We start from the raw sequence: 18,064 nt of genomic DNA, 5'->3' as shown, positions 1-18,064 counted from the left end.
GGCGCACGTTCAGTCCCTAGACCTAGTGCATAGTTGCACATGAGGGTTCTCCTTCCCGGGGGTTTGCCTTCGAGCCAAATCTTCAATTCTAAATCACAAAATTATGATTCGATAAAATCATTTATTACATAATCTTACTTTCAATCGACTTAAGCAACATTCGATACACTTACTTGCTTATCCTCAATGGCACAACCGATAGCCCAAATAAAACCAAGTAATTCTCTGGCTACTGCAACAACAGCTACTTTTCCACCTTTTCCTTTAGCAGAGATGCGATGATATTTCATATGAAGACGGTGTTGAGCTTTCCAAGCAATACGTTTTGCCTCTGGATCTTGACCTTCTTGACGTTTAAGTAATTCACCTTTAAGAGATGGTCGATGGCGATAAGACCAACAAACTTCTACTATGGAACGACGAATTTGGGAGTTTCCGGTTTTCGTAATGGAACCTTGCCAACGACTAGACCCACTCGAGTACTCCTTTGGAACAAGTCCAGCATAGGACATCAGTTGTCTTGGGTTTGAAAAGCGAGAAAACTGTCCAATTTCAGCTACCAAAGTAACAGCTGTGACTTCTGCGACTCCTCTTAATGTTTGAAGAGCTTGAATTACCGGAGCATGTTCACTTTGAAGGGCTTCTTCATGGATCTGAGCTTCGATTCGTTTCATACGATCTTCAACCTCATTGATTGCATGAAGATATTCTTGAAAAACAATACGTTGAGAAGCTCGTTCAAATGTTAATCGTTTTAACCATTCACGATGTTTTACGGACCAATTTCTAACTCCCTGCGGAGGACGTATTCCATGGCGAAGTAAGAAGTGAACAAGTCTCTGGCTAGAACTTTGTAAATCCTCACGAGCATCATGACGAGCACGAATTAAGTCTCTCAATGCTTCATGATCTTCATCTGGAACCCATACAGAAGTAAGCTCTCCAGCGCGAAGTAGCTGAGCTACTAATCTAATAGAATCTCATTTATCTGTTTTCACACGATCGCCCGATCGCTTTGGAATAAGGGAGGGTGCGACAACCATACAATCAATGTCCATAGATAGAAGAAATCGATAAATTCCATACCCAGAAGATCCTGCTTCATAACATACTAATAGACTTTCAGGCTTCCCTAACTTTTTCATCAATTTGCGAATATCCTCTGGTTTATTTTGAATAGTTCCAAGAAATCTAGGTTCACCACGACCAGAATCAGCAATCGCAACAGCAATTGAATCTTTAGATACGTCTAAACCAACAAATTTTTGAACATCCTTCATAATATAGGCTCCTTTTCGTGTGTAGCTCTACACTTGGTTTTTTATTTTTGGTAGTAACATTATGACCAAGTGCAATCTACGTTAAGCGATGGGAGCCGTTTTCGTTCATTATGACTATCGGGGCAGGATAGTTCAAGAGTGCTGTTGATCTTTGTTCAACAATTGGTCCATATTCTTGAATAACTAACGAAAGTACACTTGTCATAAGAAAGAGCTTATCAAGGTAAACTCTTTCTATTTTCCTTTTAATAACCAAAAACCAATTAATATAATTGTGATACCAATCCCTGTTCGCCAATTGGGAATTTCTTTTAGAAATATATATCCAATTGCGACACTAACTAGTATCTCCATTCCTTTAGAGACAATAAGTGAGAAGGTTAAGTTATCTACAATTTTTGTTAAAAACTTCACTCCGTATCCAATCATAATACTCGCAGACAGGAAAAGAGGTAAAAGTTTTATATAGTACCATAAAGTCGATAAAAAATTCGAGTCTATGTGCTTGGTGTGATAAGCGTAAATAGTATTAATAATTAATAAACCGCCTAACATTAATAAAAGGGCAAGGAAAATCATAAATGTTGTTCTCCAATTGAATTTGTTTCTATAATTTTGCCCAAATGCAAAATCTTTATGTATAGTAAAAATGAAGTTACTCATTAGCATGAACTGTTTTCAGAATCGCTTTTCTTAATGAACTAACGGGTGCTTTAGCTGAAGATCGGAGCTGTTTTTAAAAGATAAAATAAAACCTTTTTACACTAACCAAACTATAGAACCTGATTTGTTTGGGATTGATGCAGATTATTTTAAGTGGAGTTCTGATGGGAAGTGGGTTAGCTTTTTAATTGTTCCTACAGCTTCTTGGTCAATGGATAGCAATACGTTATGTGTCCTATTATCACAAGGAAAACACTTTCAATCAGTGGGAAAAATGTTAGGGTTTAAAGACTGGTATAAGTGGGCTCCTCTAGCCAATCAATTGGCCTATAAAGGAAGATTTTTCGTTGAAAACAAGAAGATGACGATTGCCGAAACCCCAACATCTAAACAACAAAAGGCATAAACACCTAAAGAATTTGTAGACCTCGATCTGGTATGGTTTTTACTCTTATAGTGCTAACGACCCGTTAGCCATCCATGAATCGCAAAGAATGAAAATGGTTAGGCAGTGTTAATACTAATACTGACCTTAATCCAGTCAACCCTAATCCATAGACTAATTAATTAACGCTCTCCTCTTTTTTTAAACGATTGAGCAGGGTCTTCTTAAGTATTGTCATCTTTCATTTTTAAAGAAACTTATTTTCATGGTAGTTTAAGTGAAGTCCGTCACAATCTTGTTGATAGAATAATGAAAAGTAAAAATAGTCGATTCCTTAACGTTGAACTGCACCCCAAAAAAATAGGCGACGTGTAACCCCTTGAGCGCCAATGGGGTCTTTGCTATGAGTACTTCCTGAAAGTAGTCTTATGTATGTTTCCACCTTCAAAAACATTAGGATCTTAATTTGATATAGCATAAATTTGCAATAACGAATATAATTTGTAATAGGTAAACTTTTTTTCATTTCATTTTTAAAAAGTAAATATTCCATTTCAAGAGAGTAGCAATCGTTAAACAAACAAATGTAGGAGAATGTTATATATTTGTTAGATTTTTGAGAGAACATGTATAAATTCCTTCTTACTTACTGTATTTCGTTTATAGCTAGGATTAGTAGCTGGATTTATCAAAAATTACTTAGAGATGAAACTAATAAAATGTAATGGTTTACAAATAGTTTCAACTGACTAATTTTAGAATAGACAAGTTCTAAATTTTATTATGAAGATAAGGGAAAATTTCATATTTTATTGGAATGGGTGTATTTGTTTAATTGCAAATACTTAAAAGGGAAGCCGGTGCAAAATCCGGCACGGTCCCGCCGCTGTAAGGGTGAGTCCTATGTGAAAATGTCACTGGATAATATCTGGGAAGACGCATAGAGATGATGAGCCTAAGTCAGAAGACCTGCCCGTTCTAGAGATGCTGTTAAACCTACGGGAGATAGGGAGGTGTTAGAGTGCTAGAAGACAAATTTCTTGAACTATAGGCATTTCTGACCTGATAAATTCTGGTAGGAAATGTTTTTTTTGTATTTCATATTTTTCAAATAGTTAAATTCTATAATTGAAGGTGAGAACGCATGTTTTTAAAGAAGTCTAATTTATTCCGTTCTTTTGTTGGACTGCTAGTAATATTTACAATCTTTGTTACTGGTTGCAACAACACAACAAAAGATCAAAAAAATGTATCAGATAAAGATCAACCAAAAATTGTTGCGTTTTCTTGGCCTAGAGATATCGGTAATTTAAATCCACACACGTATTTTCCAAATGAATTTTTTTCTCAAGCGATGGTATATGAATCTCTTGTTTATTACGGTGAAGGTGGGGAAATTCAGCCTTGGCTGGCGGAGAGTTGGGATATATCGAAAGATGGAAAAGAATATGTATTTCACCTCAGAAAAGATGTTAAGTTTTCTGATGGTTCGCCATTTAATGCTAAAATCGTTAAGAAAAACTTTGATACTATTTTAGATAACCGCAAACAACATGAATGGGTGGAATTAATTAACCAAATTAAAGGTACAGAAGTAGTGGGTGAATATACATTTAAACTTACTTTGCATAACTCGTACTATCCAACTCTTCAAGAACTAACTTATGTTAGACCTTTGAGATTTGTAGGAGAAGCTGCTTTTCCGGACAGTCAAAATACATTTAAGGATGGACTCAAATCTCCGATAGGTACAGGTCCGTGGGTATTGAGCGAATATAAGAAAAATGAGTTTGCTGTATTCAAAAGAAACGAACATTATTGGGGTTCTAAACCTAAAGTAGATAAGGTGGTTGTTAAAGTTATTACTGACGGCGAGTCTAGAGTATTAGCTTTTGAGAAAAAGGAACTTGATTTTATTTTTGGTAACGGGGTCATCAGCCAAGATTCATTCCAATTCTTGAAGAACTCTGGAAAATATAAAACCAAATTGTCAGAACCTACTGCTACAAGAACGCTGCTTTTTAACACAAATAACGAAGCTACTAAAGATCGTAAAGTTCGGTTAGCTCTTAACCATGCGTTTAATAAACAGGCTGTTATCGATAATATTTTTTATGGTATGGAAGAAAAGGCTAATACTTTATTTCCACCTGTTTTGGATTACACAAAGATTAATGTAGATCCTTATAAATATGATGCAGCAAAGGCAGCACAGTTATTGGATGAAGCTGGATGGGGAAAAGTAGAGGGCAAACCGTTTAGAGAAAAAGACGGAAAAGAGTTGCAACTGGAATTTCTATTTAATAGTACAGACAACATCCAGAAGTCGATAGCAGAATTTGTTCAAGGTGATTTTAGAAAACTAGGGATAGATATTAAATTGACTAGTCAGGAAAGTAATACATTTTGGAAAACGGCATTCCAAGGTAAGTATGATTTATTATTTACATCAACATGGGCTGTACCGTTTGACCCACATTCCTATTTAGCATCTATTACGACAGATTCAGAAAATGGAAGTCCAGATTACACTGCTTTATTAGGGCTACCTGAAAAGAAAGAAATAGACCAGAAAATTAAGGAAGTATTATTAACTACAGATGAAAAAGAGAGAAAAATGTTGTATACAGATATTTTAATGACTTTGCATGAGCAAGCTGTTTATTTACCGATATCTTATCAGTCTAATGTAGCCGTGTATCATAAAAATATTAGCGGGGTAGACTTTTTACCTCAAGAAGTTGAGGTGCCTTTAACTTCAATTGATGTTAAATAAATTGAGCATAATTAAAAACAACTTAAGGAGTATTACATGGGTTGGTTTATTGTTAAGCGTCTCACAAGTTTAATTCCAATATTGTTAGGAATCTCACTCATCACCTTTATCTTGCTGCACTTAATTCCTGGAGATCCAGCAGTAGCTTACTTAAGGATTTCACACATTCCACCTACGGATGAGGCAGTGAACGCTCTGCGATCTGAGCTTGGATTAAATAAGCCTTTATATATTCAATATATAGATTGGCTAGGAAAAGTGTTGCAATTGGATTTAGGGATGTCTTATGTATCCAAAAATTCTGTTTGGGACGAAATATTGTTGCATCTATTTCCAACGATTCAATTAACATGTGCTTCGCTTATTTTTATTGTTGTAATTAGTTTACCTATAGGAATGATTTCTGCTATTTACAAGGGAAAAATGGTTGATCAGGTTAGTGGAATAGTAGCCTTTGCTAGCGTCTCTATGCCTACATTTTGGTTTGGTTTTATCTTAATCTACTTTTTATCCGTAAAGTTAGATTTATTCCCTGTCTTGGGGAGGGGCACTTTGGCTCATCTAGTACTTCCCACCTTAACACTTGCTTTTGGTTATATAGGTACGTATATGCGATTGCTTCGGGCTAGTATGCTGGAAAATTTGAATGAGTCATATGTTATGTATGCTAGAGCAAGAGGCTTGCGTCAGAGGCTAATCGTTAGCAGGCATGTATTAAAAAAGTCCTTGTTGCCTGTGATAACTGGACTTGGTATGAGTTTAGGGAACATGCTAGGAGGAGCGGTAATTGTTGAAACAATTTTTGCTTGGCCCGGCATGGGGCAATTATTTGTCACATCTATTCTAAATCAAGATTATCCGATGATTCAGGGTTGTGTATTATTTATGAGCGTGATCTTTGTGGTCTGTAATCTTCTTGTGGATGTTACGTATTCCTTCCTGGATCCTCGTATACGATGGGAAGGAGAGAAATAAGAGTGTTACAAAACGTGAAACGAAAGCTGTTATCACATAAGCTCATGATGATTAGCAGTATGATTATTTTATTCATGATAGTATTGGCTCTTTTTGCTCCTTTTTTGGCTCCTAATGATCCGTACTTGATTGATATCGCTCAGAAACTGCAAGGACCTTCCTCCCAGTTTCCATTGGGGACTGACCATTTAGGGAGGTGTATATTGTCTCGATTAATCTATGGAACACAGACCTCGTTAGGAACAGCATTCCTTGTCATGGGATTAACGATGATGATAAGTATCCCACTTGGTATTTATGCAGGTTTTAGAGGTGGTAAGGTTGATTATTTCTTCATGAGATTATGTGATATTCTTATGGCATTCCCAAGCTTTCTTCTATCTTTAGCTTTAATTGGAATTTTAGGAGCGAGTCTTGGCAATTTGATTTTGGCTACGGTGCTTGTCCAATGGGCTTTTTATGCGCGCGTTATTAGAGGAATGGTTCTTAGTATAAAGGAGCAAAACTTTGTCTTAGCAGCCAAAATATGTGGAACACCACGGCTCATTATTGTCGTCAAACATATTTTACCTGCCATTATCTCTCAAGTTATAGTATTAGCCTTTATGGACATAGGGGGAGTTATTTTATCTATTTCTGGTCTATCCTTTCTAGGTCTTGGCATAAAACCGCCAGAGGCAGAGTGGGGAATGATGATCAATGATAGTAAGCCATTTTTTAGAAATAATCCTTCATTGATGCTGTATCCGGGGATGATGGTCTTTATCGTTGTGATTGCTTTTAACTTGTTTGGCGAATCTTTAAGGGATGCCCTAGACAAAAAAAGGAATAGAAGGGAGGTTGGGAGATGACAACACTCCCTTCTAACTGTAAAAAATTTAAATGTAGTCATATCAACACCGCATGGAGGTCCAACAATATCATTGATGTATTGAAAAAAGGTTTTTTCGGGAAACTGCTGGCTTAATTTGACCATAATCACTCCCGCGATAATCGCGATAAATCCGCCTATAATAACGCTTATCCATACATCTGGTGTGTGTACCTTTTCCACAGATACTCTGGGTAGGGTGAGTAATCCTGTACCGAGTATAAAGTTGATGACAATGACAGCTGCTTGAGTAGTTGTAATTTTGTCTTTCGGACTGAGAATCATTCTTTAACCACCTTTTCACCGATAGGTTATCCTTTACGTATGGGGTTTTTTGTATGCATCATCTTTGGACGGCGTTTCATCACCATAAGTGGCATGCGAACCATCAGGTCTTTCCACTCACTTAAGCGATAAGGAACAGCTGGACTCAAGAAAGGCACACCAAATTGTCATTACGACAGCTCCTTTTTTTACCGCGAAAAATTGCCCGGTAAAAAAAGACTGTTTTTTTCAATGTGCTATATTTGTTTTAAATCAGAATGAGAAAAGTTTAATGCTATTTATTTGTTTTAGAAAATTCCTGAGAGAAATAATTTATGAAAAACTTACTTATACTCTTGTTTTTTTTAAGACCAAAAGAATTTAATTCAAACACCTTAGGCAACTAAGAGAATTAAATCTAGTTTGGGGATAAATAAAATGACTGTAAGTAAATCAGCAGGAGAATTAAAATTAATAAATGGCGATGTCTTTAATGAAATAAAAAAAATTGAAAGTAATTCTATTCATTTAATATGTACGGATCCGCCATATTTTATTTCTAGAAAGACGAATTTTAAAAGTGGCGGTGGTGACCAAAAAAATATGGCTCAATTTCAATAGAATTTGGTGAATGGGAGAAGAGAATAGTTTAAATTGGTTTTCCCTATTACAAGAATTTAAAAGAGTACTAGTTCCAGGTGGAACAATGGTTATTTTTTACGATATTTTTAAAATAACTGATATATCAAAAGTTGCAGATAAGCTGAAGTTGAAACAAAAAAGAATAGGAATTTGGGAAAAAACGAATCCTTTCCTCATTAATGCGAAAGCCAATTATTTTTCAAACTCATGGGAATATTTTATTTCCTATACTAAAGGCACAAAAAGAACGTTTAATTCTTATTATGATAGGGCTTCTTATGAAGCACCTATAGTTAGTGGAAAAGTGAGATTTCACCCTTGTCAAAAGAAAGTTGATGTTCTCGAAAAAATAATTGCAACTCATTCTAATAAAGGTGAAACAGTATTAGATTGTTTTATGGGTTCAGGGTCAACAGGACAAGCTGCTATAAATCTAAATCGGAGCTTTATTGGTTTCGAATTAGATAATAACTACTTAACCAAAGCTTCTAGGGCTCTACATAAAGCTTTCACAAGGTGATTGTCAATTCCTATTTTCTCGTCTTAGGAAGTTTCTCTTTCAACGTTCTTGCATGTTTAGCTTAAATGTCCAATACGGGTTACCTTATTGAGAGTGTGAAGGTTTATACTTAAACTAATGGGTGCTTTACTTTAATAAGAGGGGGTGCTGCGGCGGCCTTTTTCTTATGGAACTAAAGGGTCAGGTTAGTTGCAGAAGGAAAATTACAGACAAATATAGAAACTAGTATTGACTACTTATGTGGGAGGATCTGTATGCTAAAGGAGATTTGCATTGTCAGACATTGCGAAGAACAGGGGCATCTCGGAATCTCAATTAACAGAAAAAGAGCATTGCTTCATTGTTCACTTTCCAAAATGTCGAGCAATGAAGCCTTTTTATCTGCTTTTTCCGCTTCTCTTTCTGTTTAATAATTTCTTTTTCCCCTTTAGCAGCACCACTTCCTGGGTGGCCAATTTCATTTTTAAAAGTTTCTGTTAAGGGCAGTCCATTTACATTAAGTTCGATAAAGGAACAGAAAGAGGGAAGAGAAAGAATCAATATTATTTCTTGGATTCTAAGAATTTCTCGAGGTCTCTATCTACAATAAACACTTCTAGTCTTTCCTCCATTTTCGTGCTGATATCACTATGACTGGAAAGAACGTTGCATTTTGTCAGCCGTTTCACAATCTCCTCAAAATCTTTACTGTACATTTCCCTTAACACTTGCCTCATTTCTTTGACAAGCTTCCGCCCGGTATCTTGGGAAACAAGGTGTTTTTCTTCCACAGTCAGCACTCCCTTAAAACGGGTAATGATCATATCCTGTACAATGTATGTTTTCGCCTCTTGAGGGCCCCGGCCCATTAGTTCTCGCTGAAAAGTTATAAAGGCTCCACTTATTTCAGCCTCTAGTTTCTTTTTGGAATTTACCATATTGTCTCCCCTGCTTTTCTCCAAATTTATGCAACTTATCATAATGTCCGATTTGAGTTCTTGTCAATCACTTTCGAAAAAATAATTCATAACTTGAATTAGTAAGATTTATAAAGAAAAATAGTTTTTTAACCGGAAAAATAAGTGATATCATAAGGAAACATTAGGAATAAGGAGCATATATTAAGATAAGTATGAAAAATGATCTTATTCAACCCAAAATGACAATTTACAAGGAGTAGTTAACGAGCATAAAATAACATCATATTCAACACCAACAATTGTAAATCGGCTTAGTCCTGAGTAATCAGGAACGGAGGAACCAATTTTTTGGGGTTAATTCTGCATTTGCAGAAGGGATGAGAGACTCTTTCGCCATCCTACCCGTCAGCTAACTTCGTCGGCTAAAGCGAAGGAGGTCATAAGACCGCCTTAATCATGGGGCTTTTTTGTTGTGTAAAAACGGCAAAAGGCAACTTGAATGATAAAGTAGGTCTTTTTAATTTGCCTATTTTCATATGAAAAAGGATCATGGAAGACAGAACGCAAAGGAAGCGCATGCTGGCTAGGCGTTAAGTAGACCAATGAGTACTTTTTCTCCAATTTTATATGTTTGCTTTGCAATGCATCCAATAACCGATGTGTGAATCGTATTGATTAACGCTGGAGTATGGATAGCTACTGCATGGCTGCATACATGGGGAAAGAGTAAGCATTGGTCTATTTTTTATGTTTTCAACTGGCAGGCTTTTCTTCCCCAGAAAGAATGCAGATTGAAATTAATAAGAGAAAGTACAAATGGGGTGAATCGTATGGGAAAAGTACTGCTTGTTGGAAAAGGAAAATTATTTATTTCTGTAAAGGAAAGTATAGGGGCCACCCACACGGATACAAGTAATGTAGAAACTGTTGACTATGATGAAGAATGGTTTAGGCCTACAAGAAACCTGAAGATATGTGATGGAATAATGGTTCATAAATCAGAGCAAGGTAACTGTGTTTATCTATTCCCTAATTCTCTGTTTGATGGAATTAATCTTGTGAGACTATTTTCAGAGTTCAAATCTTATAGGTTGTTTGTTGTCACTCATGACCAACAATATTCTAGTCTATATAAAAAAATGGGAGCCGATTTTGTCATCTTCAGTAAACCAGAATGTTACAGCTATAACTGGCTGCTAGCAAGTGGAACCTAGTTTCTTTAAGAAACTCTAAGGGGGTGAGTCATTGTAATTGTTTAACATATTTACAGTTTGGAAGGAGAGACGTTAATGGATCTTTTATCAGTTTCACTTACAGCTTTTTCATTCTTGTTATTTTTTGGATTTATCCATTTTTGTAACAAAGTTATAGAAGAAAAGGGAGAGTAGAAACATGCTTTTATTATTTATTGTTGGAGCACTTTCGTTGTATTTAATTCATGCTCTAATTTACCCGGAAAAATATTAATAGCTACAAAACGGAGGAAATGCAAATGGATTTTTTACAAATGGGTCTGGTATTGGCACTGGTCATTTTCCTGGCCATACCACTGGCCAAATACTTAGCAAATGTTTATTCCCTTGAAACAACAAAACAAGATCGGATATTTGGTGGGATAGAACGGGGCATTTATAAACTATCAGGTATTCATACCGGTGACATGAATTGGAAGCAATATGCAAAAGCACTGCTTTTGAGTAACTTAGTCATGTTTATTATTTCGTATATTATAATACGCTTTCAGGGGATCTTACCGGGTAACCCAAGTAAGATAGACAACATGGATCCATTATTGGCATTCAATACTGCTGTAAGCTTCCTTACCAATACCAATTTGCAGCACTACAGCGGGGAATCGGGACTTTCTTATTTATCACAAATGGTCGTCATTATGTTTTTGATGTTCACGACACCGGCTACCGGTCTTTCGTTATGTATGGCTTTTTTCAGAGGTCTGACCGGCCAGAGCAGTATGGGGAATTTTTATGTGGATTTAATTCGTTCCATCATCCGGGTGCTTCTGCCGTTATCTATTTTAATCGGTCTTGTCCTCGTATCTCAAGGAGTGCCGCAAACCCTTGATCCCACGGCGATTGCAACTACTTTGGAAGGTGCGAAGCAGAATATCGCGCGCGGGCCAGTAGCTGCATTGGAGTCTATTAAACATTTAGGGACAAATGGCGGTGGATTCTTTGGTGTCAACTCGGCACATCCCTTTGAGAATCCTAATGGTTTCACAAATATATTAGAGATTTTATCCATGTTTTTGATACCAGCCTCTCTACCCTTAACGTTTGGATATATGGCAAAAAATAAGAAAATAGGTTGGATTCTTTTTTCGGCAATGGGATTAATGTTCCTTGTATTCTTAGGTGTTACGTATTTCAGCGAACAAAATGGAAATCCATCATTAGAGAGTATAGGGATTTCTCAAGAGAATGGAAGTATGGAAGGCAAGGAGGTGCGGTTTGGAATTGCACAGAGTGCCCTTTTTACAGCCGTTACGACAGCAGCTACTACAGGTACAGTCAATAATATGCATGATACGCTTACTCCACTTGGCGGATTAGTGCCATTGGCAGAAATGATGTTGAACTGTGTGTTTGGCGGTGATGGAGTAGGGACGGTCAATATCCTTATGTACGCAATAATGGCAGTATTCATTGCTGGATTGATGGTTGGGCGAACGCCGGAGTTTTTAGGGAAGAAAATTGAAGGCAGGGAAATGAAACTAATAGCCATTACCATTCTTCTACATCCATTAATCATCTTAGTTCCGTCAGCCATTGCTTTAGCTACACAAATGGGCACTTCGGCTATTTCTAATCCGGGCTTTCATGGAATTTCGCAGGTTGTTTATGAGTTTACCTCTTCGGCAGCTAATAATGGTTCCGGATTTGAAGGTTTAGGGGATAACACTCCATTTTGGAATATATCCACCGGCTTGGTCATGCTATTTGGCCGTTACTTTTCTATGATTGCACTAATCGCTGTCGCAGGTTCTTTACTTACAAAGAAACGAGTTCCCGAGACGATTGGAACGTTTAAGACAGATAATAGCACTTTCCTGGTCATTCTCTTGGCAACGGTAATAGTTATAGGGGCTTTGACATTCTTCCCAGTCATTGCACTCGGACCAGTAGCAGAATGGCTCGCAATTAGATAAATGAAGAAAAGGAGTATTCTCAATGAGTACAACGCGTAAAGGGACTCTTAATAAGAAAATAATCGGGCAAGCCCTAAAAGATGCCTTTAAAAAGTTAGATCCAAGAATAATGGCTCGAAATCCTGTCATGTTTGTCGTGGAAATAGGATTTGTAATCACTCTTTTACTATCCATATTCCCAAACTTTTTTGGAGGAACATCGGATAGAGGTTATAACATTGCCGTGAGCGTAATATTGCTGGTTACAATACTCTTTGCTAACTTTGCAGAAGCATTAGCAGAGGGGCGGGGTAAAGCGCAAGCCGATAGTCTGAAAAAGACGAAACAGGATACTAAGGCAAAGTTATTCCAAAAAGACGGTTCGATAAAGATAGTCGAAGCCACGGAACTTCGAAAAGGTGATTTTGTCTTGGTGGAAACCAATGATTTAATCCCAACAGATGGTGATGTAATCGAAGGAGTAGCGGCTGTAGATGAGTCGGCAATCACTGGCGAATCAGCTCCAGTAATCAAAGAATCAGGTGGGGACTTCTGTTCTGTAACTGGAGGAACGAAAGTCATCAGTGACTTTATCAAAATTATCGTCACATCAGATCCAGGTGAATCCTTTCTTGATCGAATGATTAACCTCGTAGAAGGTGCTAAAAGACAAAAAACACCTAACGAAATTGCACTGAGTACCCTGCTTATTAGTTTGACCCTTATCTTTTTGCTTGTTTGCACTACACTAGTACCAATTGCTTCTTATATTAAAGTCACATTACCCATCGCGACCTTAGTGGCATTATTGGTCTGTTTGATTCCAACAACTATTGGGGGCCTATTGTCTGCCATTGGGATAGCGGGTATGGATAGGGTTACTCAATTTAACGTCATTGCCATGTCGGGAAAAGCTGTCGAAGCAGCTGGTGACATTAATACCATCATCCTTGATAAAACAGGAACCATCACCCATGGGAACCGCATGGCTTCAGCTTTTTTACCGGTTAAGGGGATAAGCCAAGCTGAGTTAAATAAAGTGGCTGTTCATTCATCATTACACGATGAAACGCCTGAAGGCCGATCTGTCATCGAACTTGCTAAAAAAGCCGGTTTATCTGATAAAGAATTAGATAAAACCGGGACAGTAGGAATTGAGTTCACGGCTGAAACCCGGATGAGTGGTACAGACTTTTCTGATGGTAGAAAAATCAGAAAAGGTGCTGCTGATTCAATAAGACAATATTTACAGCAACAAGCTGGAAAAGTACCTGGGGATTTAGAGAGCATTACTAATGAAGTCGCAACTGCGGGTGGTACGCCACTAGTTGTTGCAGAAGGAAACCGTGTGCTGGGTGTCATTTACTTGAAGGATACAGTAAAACCAGGCATGAGGGAACGCTTTGATGAATTACGGAAAATGGGGATTAAAACCATTATGTGTACCGGTGATAATCCATTGACAGCTGCGACCATTGCAAAAGAAGCGGGATTAGATGATTATATTGCTGAAGCAAAGCCAGAAGATAAGATTTCCGTCATTAAACAGGAACAAGCACAAGGCAAGCTTGTGGCCATGACGGGAGATGGAACGAATGATGCCCCTGCATTGGCCCAGGCTGATGTTGGTTTGGCCATGAATACAGGAACCATTGCAGCGAAGGAAGCGGCGAATATGGTGGATTTGGATTCTGACCCTACAAAAATTATCGAGGTAGTGGCCATCGGGAAACAGTTACTCATGACACGGGGTGCCTTGACAACCTTCAGTATTGCGAATGATGTGGCTAAATACTTTGCGATCATTCCAGCTATGTTTATGTTGGCCATTCCGCAGATGAAGGCTCTAAATATTATGAATCTGGCTACACCACAAAGTGCTATTTTATCAGCTTTAATTTTTAATGCTGTTATTATCCCCCTTCTCATACCATTGGCAATGAAGGGTGTAAAATACGTTCCTATGAGTGCTTCGAAATTACTAACAAAGAATTTGTTCATTTACGGATTAGGTGGTGTGATAGTTCCTTTCATAGGAATCAAACTTATCGATGTAATCCTAGTCATGTTTCATTTAGCTTAAAATCAAAAGTAAGGGTGAGAATCCATGTTGAAAAATATACGCTTAGTTCTGGTGCTACTTGTTATGTGTGGAATTGCCTATCCATTACTAATGACAGGTGTTGCCCAAGTTATAATGCCTGCAAAAGCAGATGGAAGTTTAATAAAAAACGAATCAGGAAAAATCATAGGTTCTGAACTAATTGGTCAATCATTTAAAGACCCTGGTTACTTTCATGGTCGTGTTTCTTCTATAGAATATGATGCGACAAGCTCAGGTACACCCAATTATGCCTCATCCAATGAGGACATGATCAAGCGCACAAAAAAAGATTTGGCAACATTTTTAAAAGAGAACCCTACAGTCAAACAAGAGGAGATACCTACTGATTTACTGACAAACTCCGGTTCGGGCCTTGATCCAAATATTTCACCCCAAGGGGCGAAAATTCAGGTATCACGCATTGCTAAAGAGAGAGGTGTATCTGAAAAAAGTATATATAATCTTGTTGATAAATTTACTGAAGGACGGTCATTAGGAGTGTTTGGAGACCCCCGAGTGAATGTATTAAAATTAAACATAGCATTGGACCAACTAAAATAACTTTTGAAAAGGAGAGTTTTTCACTCTCCTTTTAACCTTGAACTGGGTTTAGGAGGTCAGTATTATGTTAGAACAATTCCGAAGAAAAACCCCAGATGAGATATTGAATTCCATATCAAAAATAAAAAAGGGCCGGCTGAAAATTATTCTTGGCGCAGTCAGTGGTTCAGGCAAAACCTATCACATGCTTCTTGAAGGAAACGATTTGAAAAAGCGAGGTATTGATGTCGTTGTAGGTATTATTAGCGCATCTAATCGTCCGAAAACCTTGGAACAAGTGGGAGGTCTTGAAATCATTCCAGCTATCGAATGGGAAGTTAAAGGAGAGACTAAGCATGATTTAGACTTGGATGGAATATTCGCAAGAAACCCTGAAGTTGTGTTGATTGACCTGCTCGCTCATAAAAACAGACCTTCTGCCAAAAACGCTACAAGACTAGAAGATGTACAGGAGTTAATTGACAATAAAATCAGTGTCATTACAACCATAAACATTTATGAACTTGCCGGTGTTAAAGAAGTAGCAGAACAACTCACGGGACTCCCAATTCATGTAAGAAATACTGTGCCAGAGGATACGCTTTCTCACGCTGATGAAGTGAAATTATTGGACGTAACCCCCGAAGCTATCCTAAAACGTCTACAAGAAGGAGATTTAGATGAAAAACATGAGCAAGTAAAAGGACATGCTCACCTTTTTAAAAGACATAACTTAGCTGTACTTAGGGAATTGTCCCTTCGCTTCCTAGCAGGGGAGGTAGAGGATGATTTATACGAATATCGGGAGAGTAAAGGGTTATCTGGTCCCTCTGGTGCTTCAGAGCGAATCTTAGTATGTGTTCAATATCATTGGAATGGTTCCATTTTAATCCGAAGGGGAGATCAAATTGCCAAGCGATTAGGCAGTGATTTATTAGTTACTTGTTTTATCCCTAATCAAAAATCACTTTCCAAAGTAGAAGCCACATTTAAACGATCAATGGGGAAATTAATAAAAAAATTAGATGGGACGTTTGAAGAAATATCTATCAGTAAGGAAAACATTGCTGAAGAAATTGTTGCCTATGCTTTAGTGCATAATGTAACTCGAATTATACTTGGTCAGTCTAAAAGAACTCGTTGGGAAGAGATTATTCATGGATCCATCGTCAATCGGATTTTACGTATAACAAAGAATATTGATGTATTTGTTGTTGCAGACCGAGCTGAAGTGGAAGGAGAACGGATCATACCTGCTATTCAAACACAGAGGAAAAAAGAAAATCCCTATCGCAGGCTATCTTCAACCGAATTAAAAGAGAAAATACAAAAAGTTAAAAGAGGTACCTTAAAAGTTTATATTGGTGCTGCTCCTGGAGTAGGAAAAACATATACTATGTTAAGGGAAGCCAATCAATTAAAGAAAAATGGGATCGACGTAGTCATTGGCTTACTAGAAACACACGGGCGTAAGGATACGGGGAACCAGCTAGGGTGTTTAGACATGATTCCTAGAAAAAAAGTGCAATATAAAAATGTAACCTTGGAAGAAATGGACCTTGATACTATCATTTTGCGTAATCCAGAAGTAGTACTAGTGGATGAGTTAGCTCATACGAACATTCCGGGTAGTAAAAATGCTAAACGGTATAAGGATATAGAAGAGATACTAAGTGCAGGAATTTCTGTTATTTCCACTATGAATATTCAACATTTAGAGAGTTTAAATGACAGTGTCGAACAAATTTCTGGAGTCCGAGTAAGGGAGACTGTACCGGACCGTATCCTACATTTAGCAGACGAGCTGGAATTAATAGATATTTCGCCTAAGACACTAAGACAACGTATGCGAGAAGGTAACATTTATACAATGGATAAAGTAGAGCAGTCGTTAAGCAATTTCTTTAAAACTGGAAACCTAATTGCACTCAGGGAGCTTGCGTTACGTGAGTTAGCAGACGATGTAGATGATCGGTTGGAATCATTTGAACGGAAAAATGGTGTAAGAGGACCTTGGCGAAAAGAGGAAGTCATTTTTGTTTGTGTAAATTTACGTCAAGATTCAGAACGTTTAATACGAAGGGGATTTCGAATAGCGTATCGTTTGAAGGCAAAATGGTTTGTTGCTTATGTAAAAGACCATCAAAACTTGTCTAATGAAGAGGAAGTCATATTGAAAAGAGTCATGGTTCTAACGGAACGATTAGGAGGGAAATTTGAAATATACCATGCCACACATCGACGTTTAGTTGTAAAAGAAATAACGGGGCAATTAAAAAACAAAAAAGCAACACAAGTAATTATAGGACATTCAGCTAGGTCGAGGTGGAAAGAAATAAAAGAAGGCTCCATAGTTGAACGTCTTCTTCGCGAGACGAGGTATTTAGATGTACTAGTGGTAGCTGATTGAGGAGAAATGAATGAAACAATTTCTATCCAGATATTAAATATGAAGATAACTTTACTTGAGGAAAGATGACTATGTCGAAAATGATTAACAATAAATTTGATCGAGATAACCAGCCTGTCTTCTTACTAATTAAATCAACAATTCATTTACTTTTTTTAATGTCACGAGTATTGGTAAAGGGTTATGATTTTTTTTTGATATTAAAAGTCAAAAAATAAATCGTAATGGTGCGGAGATAGAAGCGTTATAATATGGAACCCCAAAAGATAATATTTTGTTTTGGAAAAAGGGAATGGATTTGACAAAAGCAAGCGAAGAAATAGAAAATATGTTTCAATTTGAATAGAAGTAAGGTAGTTTTGTTAATTAAATGATGGGTCATTAGCTGAAGATTGGAGCTGTCTTTAAGGCAGCTTTTTCTTATGGAGCTAACGGTTCAGGATAATTTAAGAAAGAATGATAGGTAAATATATAGGGGTTCAACCGAGGTACGTGTAAAAATGGGTCATATACTTACTTTTATTTCCATATCTACAATATTAAAAAATATAAAGAAACACGAATTTATAGGCTAAGATATTTTTGGAAGT

The 18,064-nt window shown here is 37.2% G+C and carries 15 protein-coding genes, 3 pseudogenes and 2 riboswitches; of the genes and pseudogenes, 12 read left to right on the top strand and 6 right to left on the bottom strand.

Annotated elements, in window-relative coordinates:
• Positions 1-149: 149 nt before the first annotated feature.
• The 3 genes from ACIQ0C_RS24130 to ACIQ0C_RS24120 all read right to left on the bottom strand — a co-directional run bounded on the left by ACIQ0C_RS24130 (position 150) and on the right by ACIQ0C_RS24120 (position 1,859).
• Positions 150-974, bottom strand: coding sequence for an IS110 family RNA-guided transposase (locus ACIQ0C_RS24130; protein WP_403064765.1), 825 nt, complete (start codon positions 972-974; stop codon positions 150-152).
• 6 nt (positions 975-980) lie between these two features.
• Complete coding sequence (locus ACIQ0C_RS24125) at positions 981-1,280, bottom strand: IS110 family transposase (protein ID WP_403064735.1); 300 nt, start codon at positions 1,278-1,280, stop codon at positions 981-983.
• 234 nt (positions 1,281-1,514) lie between these two features.
• A complete protein-coding gene (locus tag ACIQ0C_RS24120; RefSeq protein ID WP_096341081.1) occupies positions 1,515-1,859 on the bottom strand; it encodes a hypothetical protein in 345 nt (114 codons plus the stop codon).
• 160 nt (positions 1,860-2,019) lie between these two features.
• On the opposite strand from ACIQ0C_RS24120, the pseudogene ACIQ0C_RS24115 reads away from it, so the two are divergent.
• The 4 genes and pseudogenes from ACIQ0C_RS24115 to nikC form a co-directional block, all read left to right on the top strand.
• Positions 2,020-2,346 (top strand): annotated as a pseudogene (locus tag ACIQ0C_RS24115) (translocation protein TolB); the annotation flags it as partial.
• Positions 2,347-3,130: 784 nt separating this feature from the next.
• A riboswitch (cobalamin riboswitch) is annotated at positions 3,131-3,319 on the top strand.
• Positions 3,320-3,472: 153 nt separating this feature from the next.
• The gene (nikA, locus tag ACIQ0C_RS24110) at positions 3,473-5,104 is read left to right on the top strand and encodes a nickel ABC transporter substrate-binding protein (RefSeq protein ID WP_403064731.1); all 1,632 of its coding nucleotides are present in this window, start codon (positions 3,473-3,475) and stop codon (positions 5,102-5,104) included.
• 36 nt (positions 5,105-5,140) lie between these two features.
• Positions 5,141-6,079, top strand: a complete 939-nt coding sequence (gene nikB, locus ACIQ0C_RS24105; protein WP_403064728.1) for a nickel ABC transporter permease — start codon at positions 5,141-5,143, stop codon at positions 6,077-6,079.
• A gap of 2 nt (positions 6,080-6,081) precedes the next feature.
• Positions 6,082-6,930 carry a nickel transporter permease gene (gene nikC, locus ACIQ0C_RS24100; protein ID WP_403064725.1) on the top strand — a complete coding sequence of 283 codons (849 nt, stop codon included), beginning with the start codon at positions 6,082-6,084 and terminating at the stop codon, positions 6,928-6,930.
• A gap of 59 nt (positions 6,931-6,989) precedes the next feature.
• Here the strand turns inward: nikC and ACIQ0C_RS24095 are convergent.
• Together ACIQ0C_RS24095 and ACIQ0C_RS24090 are read right to left on the bottom strand one after the other, a co-directional pair.
• Positions 6,990-7,235 (bottom strand): annotated as a pseudogene (locus ACIQ0C_RS24095) (GerAB/ArcD/ProY family transporter); the annotation flags it as partial.
• 26 nt (positions 7,236-7,261) lie between these two features.
• A pseudogene (locus tag ACIQ0C_RS24090) lies at positions 7,262-7,399 on the bottom strand (spore germination protein); the annotation flags it as partial.
• A 253-nt stretch (positions 7,400-7,652) separates the two neighbouring features.
• On the opposite strand from ACIQ0C_RS24090, the gene ACIQ0C_RS24085 reads away from it, so the two are divergent.
• Together ACIQ0C_RS24085 and ACIQ0C_RS24080 are read left to right on the top strand one after the other, a co-directional pair.
• Positions 7,653-7,835: a hypothetical protein gene (locus tag ACIQ0C_RS24085; RefSeq protein WP_403064723.1), complete on the top strand. Its 183-nt coding sequence runs from the start codon at positions 7,653-7,655 to the stop codon at positions 7,833-7,835.
• 10 nt (positions 7,836-7,845) lie between these two features.
• Positions 7,846-8,376, top strand: coding sequence for a DNA-methyltransferase (locus ACIQ0C_RS24080; RefSeq protein WP_403064720.1), 531 nt, complete (start codon positions 7,846-7,848; stop codon positions 8,374-8,376).
• A 542-nt stretch (positions 8,377-8,918) separates the two neighbouring features.
• Here the strand turns inward: ACIQ0C_RS24080 and ACIQ0C_RS24075 are convergent.
• Positions 8,919-9,293 (bottom strand): Na-translocating system protein MpsC family protein, encoded by a 375-nt coding sequence (locus ACIQ0C_RS24075; protein WP_403064717.1) that lies wholly within the window; start codon positions 9,291-9,293, stop codon positions 8,919-8,921.
• Positions 9,294-9,573: 280 nt separating this feature from the next.
• A riboswitch (cyclic di-AMP (ydaO/yuaA leader) is annotated at positions 9,574-9,714 on the top strand.
• Positions 9,715-9,946: 232 nt separating this feature from the next.
• On the opposite strand from ACIQ0C_RS24075, the gene ACIQ0C_RS24070 reads away from it, so the two are divergent.
• The 6 genes from ACIQ0C_RS24070 to ACIQ0C_RS24045 all read left to right on the top strand — a co-directional run bounded on the left by ACIQ0C_RS24070 (position 9,947) and on the right by ACIQ0C_RS24045 (position 17,474).
• The gene (locus tag ACIQ0C_RS24070; RefSeq protein ID WP_402836398.1) at positions 9,947-10,489 is read left to right on the top strand and encodes a hypothetical protein; all 543 of its coding nucleotides are present in this window, start codon (positions 9,947-9,949) and stop codon (positions 10,487-10,489) included.
• A gap of 178 nt (positions 10,490-10,667) precedes the next feature.
• On the top strand, positions 10,668-10,742 hold the full coding sequence (locus tag ACIQ0C_RS24065) for a potassium-transporting ATPase subunit F (protein WP_133348042.1): 75 nt from the start codon (positions 10,668-10,670) through the stop codon (positions 10,740-10,742).
• Between the two features lie 25 nt (positions 10,743-10,767).
• Positions 10,768-12,441, top strand: a complete 1,674-nt coding sequence (kdpA, locus tag ACIQ0C_RS24060) for a potassium-transporting ATPase subunit KdpA (RefSeq protein WP_403064714.1) — start codon at positions 10,768-10,770, stop codon at positions 12,439-12,441.
• Between the two features lie 22 nt (positions 12,442-12,463).
• Positions 12,464-14,503 (top strand): potassium-transporting ATPase subunit KdpB, encoded by a 2,040-nt coding sequence (gene kdpB, locus ACIQ0C_RS24055; protein ID WP_403064711.1) that lies wholly within the window; start codon positions 12,464-12,466, stop codon positions 14,501-14,503.
• Positions 14,504-14,527: 24 nt separating this feature from the next.
• A complete protein-coding gene (gene kdpC / locus ACIQ0C_RS24050; protein WP_403064708.1) occupies positions 14,528-15,085 on the top strand; it encodes a potassium-transporting ATPase subunit KdpC in 558 nt (185 codons plus the stop codon).
• A gap of 64 nt (positions 15,086-15,149) precedes the next feature.
• Positions 15,150-17,474, top strand: coding sequence for a histidine kinase (locus ACIQ0C_RS24045; RefSeq protein ID WP_403064705.1), 2,325 nt, complete (start codon positions 15,150-15,152; stop codon positions 17,472-17,474).
• Positions 17,475-18,064: the final 590 nt, after the last annotated feature.

The organism is Peribacillus sp. NPDC096448, from assembly GCF_044762675.1.
Lineage (GTDB): Bacteria > Bacillota > Bacilli > Bacillales > DSM-1321 > Peribacillus > Peribacillus frigoritolerans_B.
The sequence above is the reverse complement of the archived record's forward strand: the minus strand, read 5'-3'. Positions and strand labels throughout refer to the sequence as shown.

What these genes read in the sequence shown, in the direction of transcription:
- ACIQ0C_RS24125 (WP_403064735.1), bottom strand. Translation starts at nt 1,280, where the DNA reads ATGAAGGATGTTCAAAAATTTGTTGGTTTAGACGTATCTAAAGATTCA.
- ACIQ0C_RS24120 (WP_096341081.1), bottom strand. Translation starts at nt 1,859, where the DNA reads ATGATTTTCCTTGCCCTTTTATTAATGTTAGGCGGTTTATTAATTATT.
- nikA (WP_403064731.1), top strand. Translation starts at nt 3,473, where the DNA reads ATGTTTTTAAAGAAGTCTAATTTATTCCGTTCTTTTGTTGGACTGCTA.
- nikB (WP_403064728.1), top strand. Translation starts at nt 5,141, where the DNA reads ATGGGTTGGTTTATTGTTAAGCGTCTCACAAGTTTAATTCCAATATTG.
- ACIQ0C_RS24085 (WP_403064723.1), top strand. Translation starts at nt 7,653, where the DNA reads ATGACTGTAAGTAAATCAGCAGGAGAATTAAAATTAATAAATGGCGAT.
- ACIQ0C_RS24080 (WP_403064720.1), top strand. Translation starts at nt 7,846, where the DNA reads ATGGGAGAAGAGAATAGTTTAAATTGGTTTTCCCTATTACAAGAATTT.
- ACIQ0C_RS24075 (WP_403064717.1), bottom strand. Translation starts at nt 9,293, where the DNA reads ATGGTAAATTCCAAAAAGAAACTAGAGGCTGAAATAAGTGGAGCCTTT.
- kdpA (WP_403064714.1), top strand. Translation starts at nt 10,768, where the DNA reads ATGGATTTTTTACAAATGGGTCTGGTATTGGCACTGGTCATTTTCCTG.
- kdpB (WP_403064711.1), top strand. Translation starts at nt 12,464, where the DNA reads ATGAGTACAACGCGTAAAGGGACTCTTAATAAGAAAATAATCGGGCAA.
- kdpC (WP_403064708.1), top strand. Translation starts at nt 14,528, where the DNA reads ATGTTGAAAAATATACGCTTAGTTCTGGTGCTACTTGTTATGTGTGGA.
- ACIQ0C_RS24045 (WP_403064705.1), top strand. Translation starts at nt 15,150, where the DNA reads ATGTTAGAACAATTCCGAAGAAAAACCCCAGATGAGATATTGAATTCC.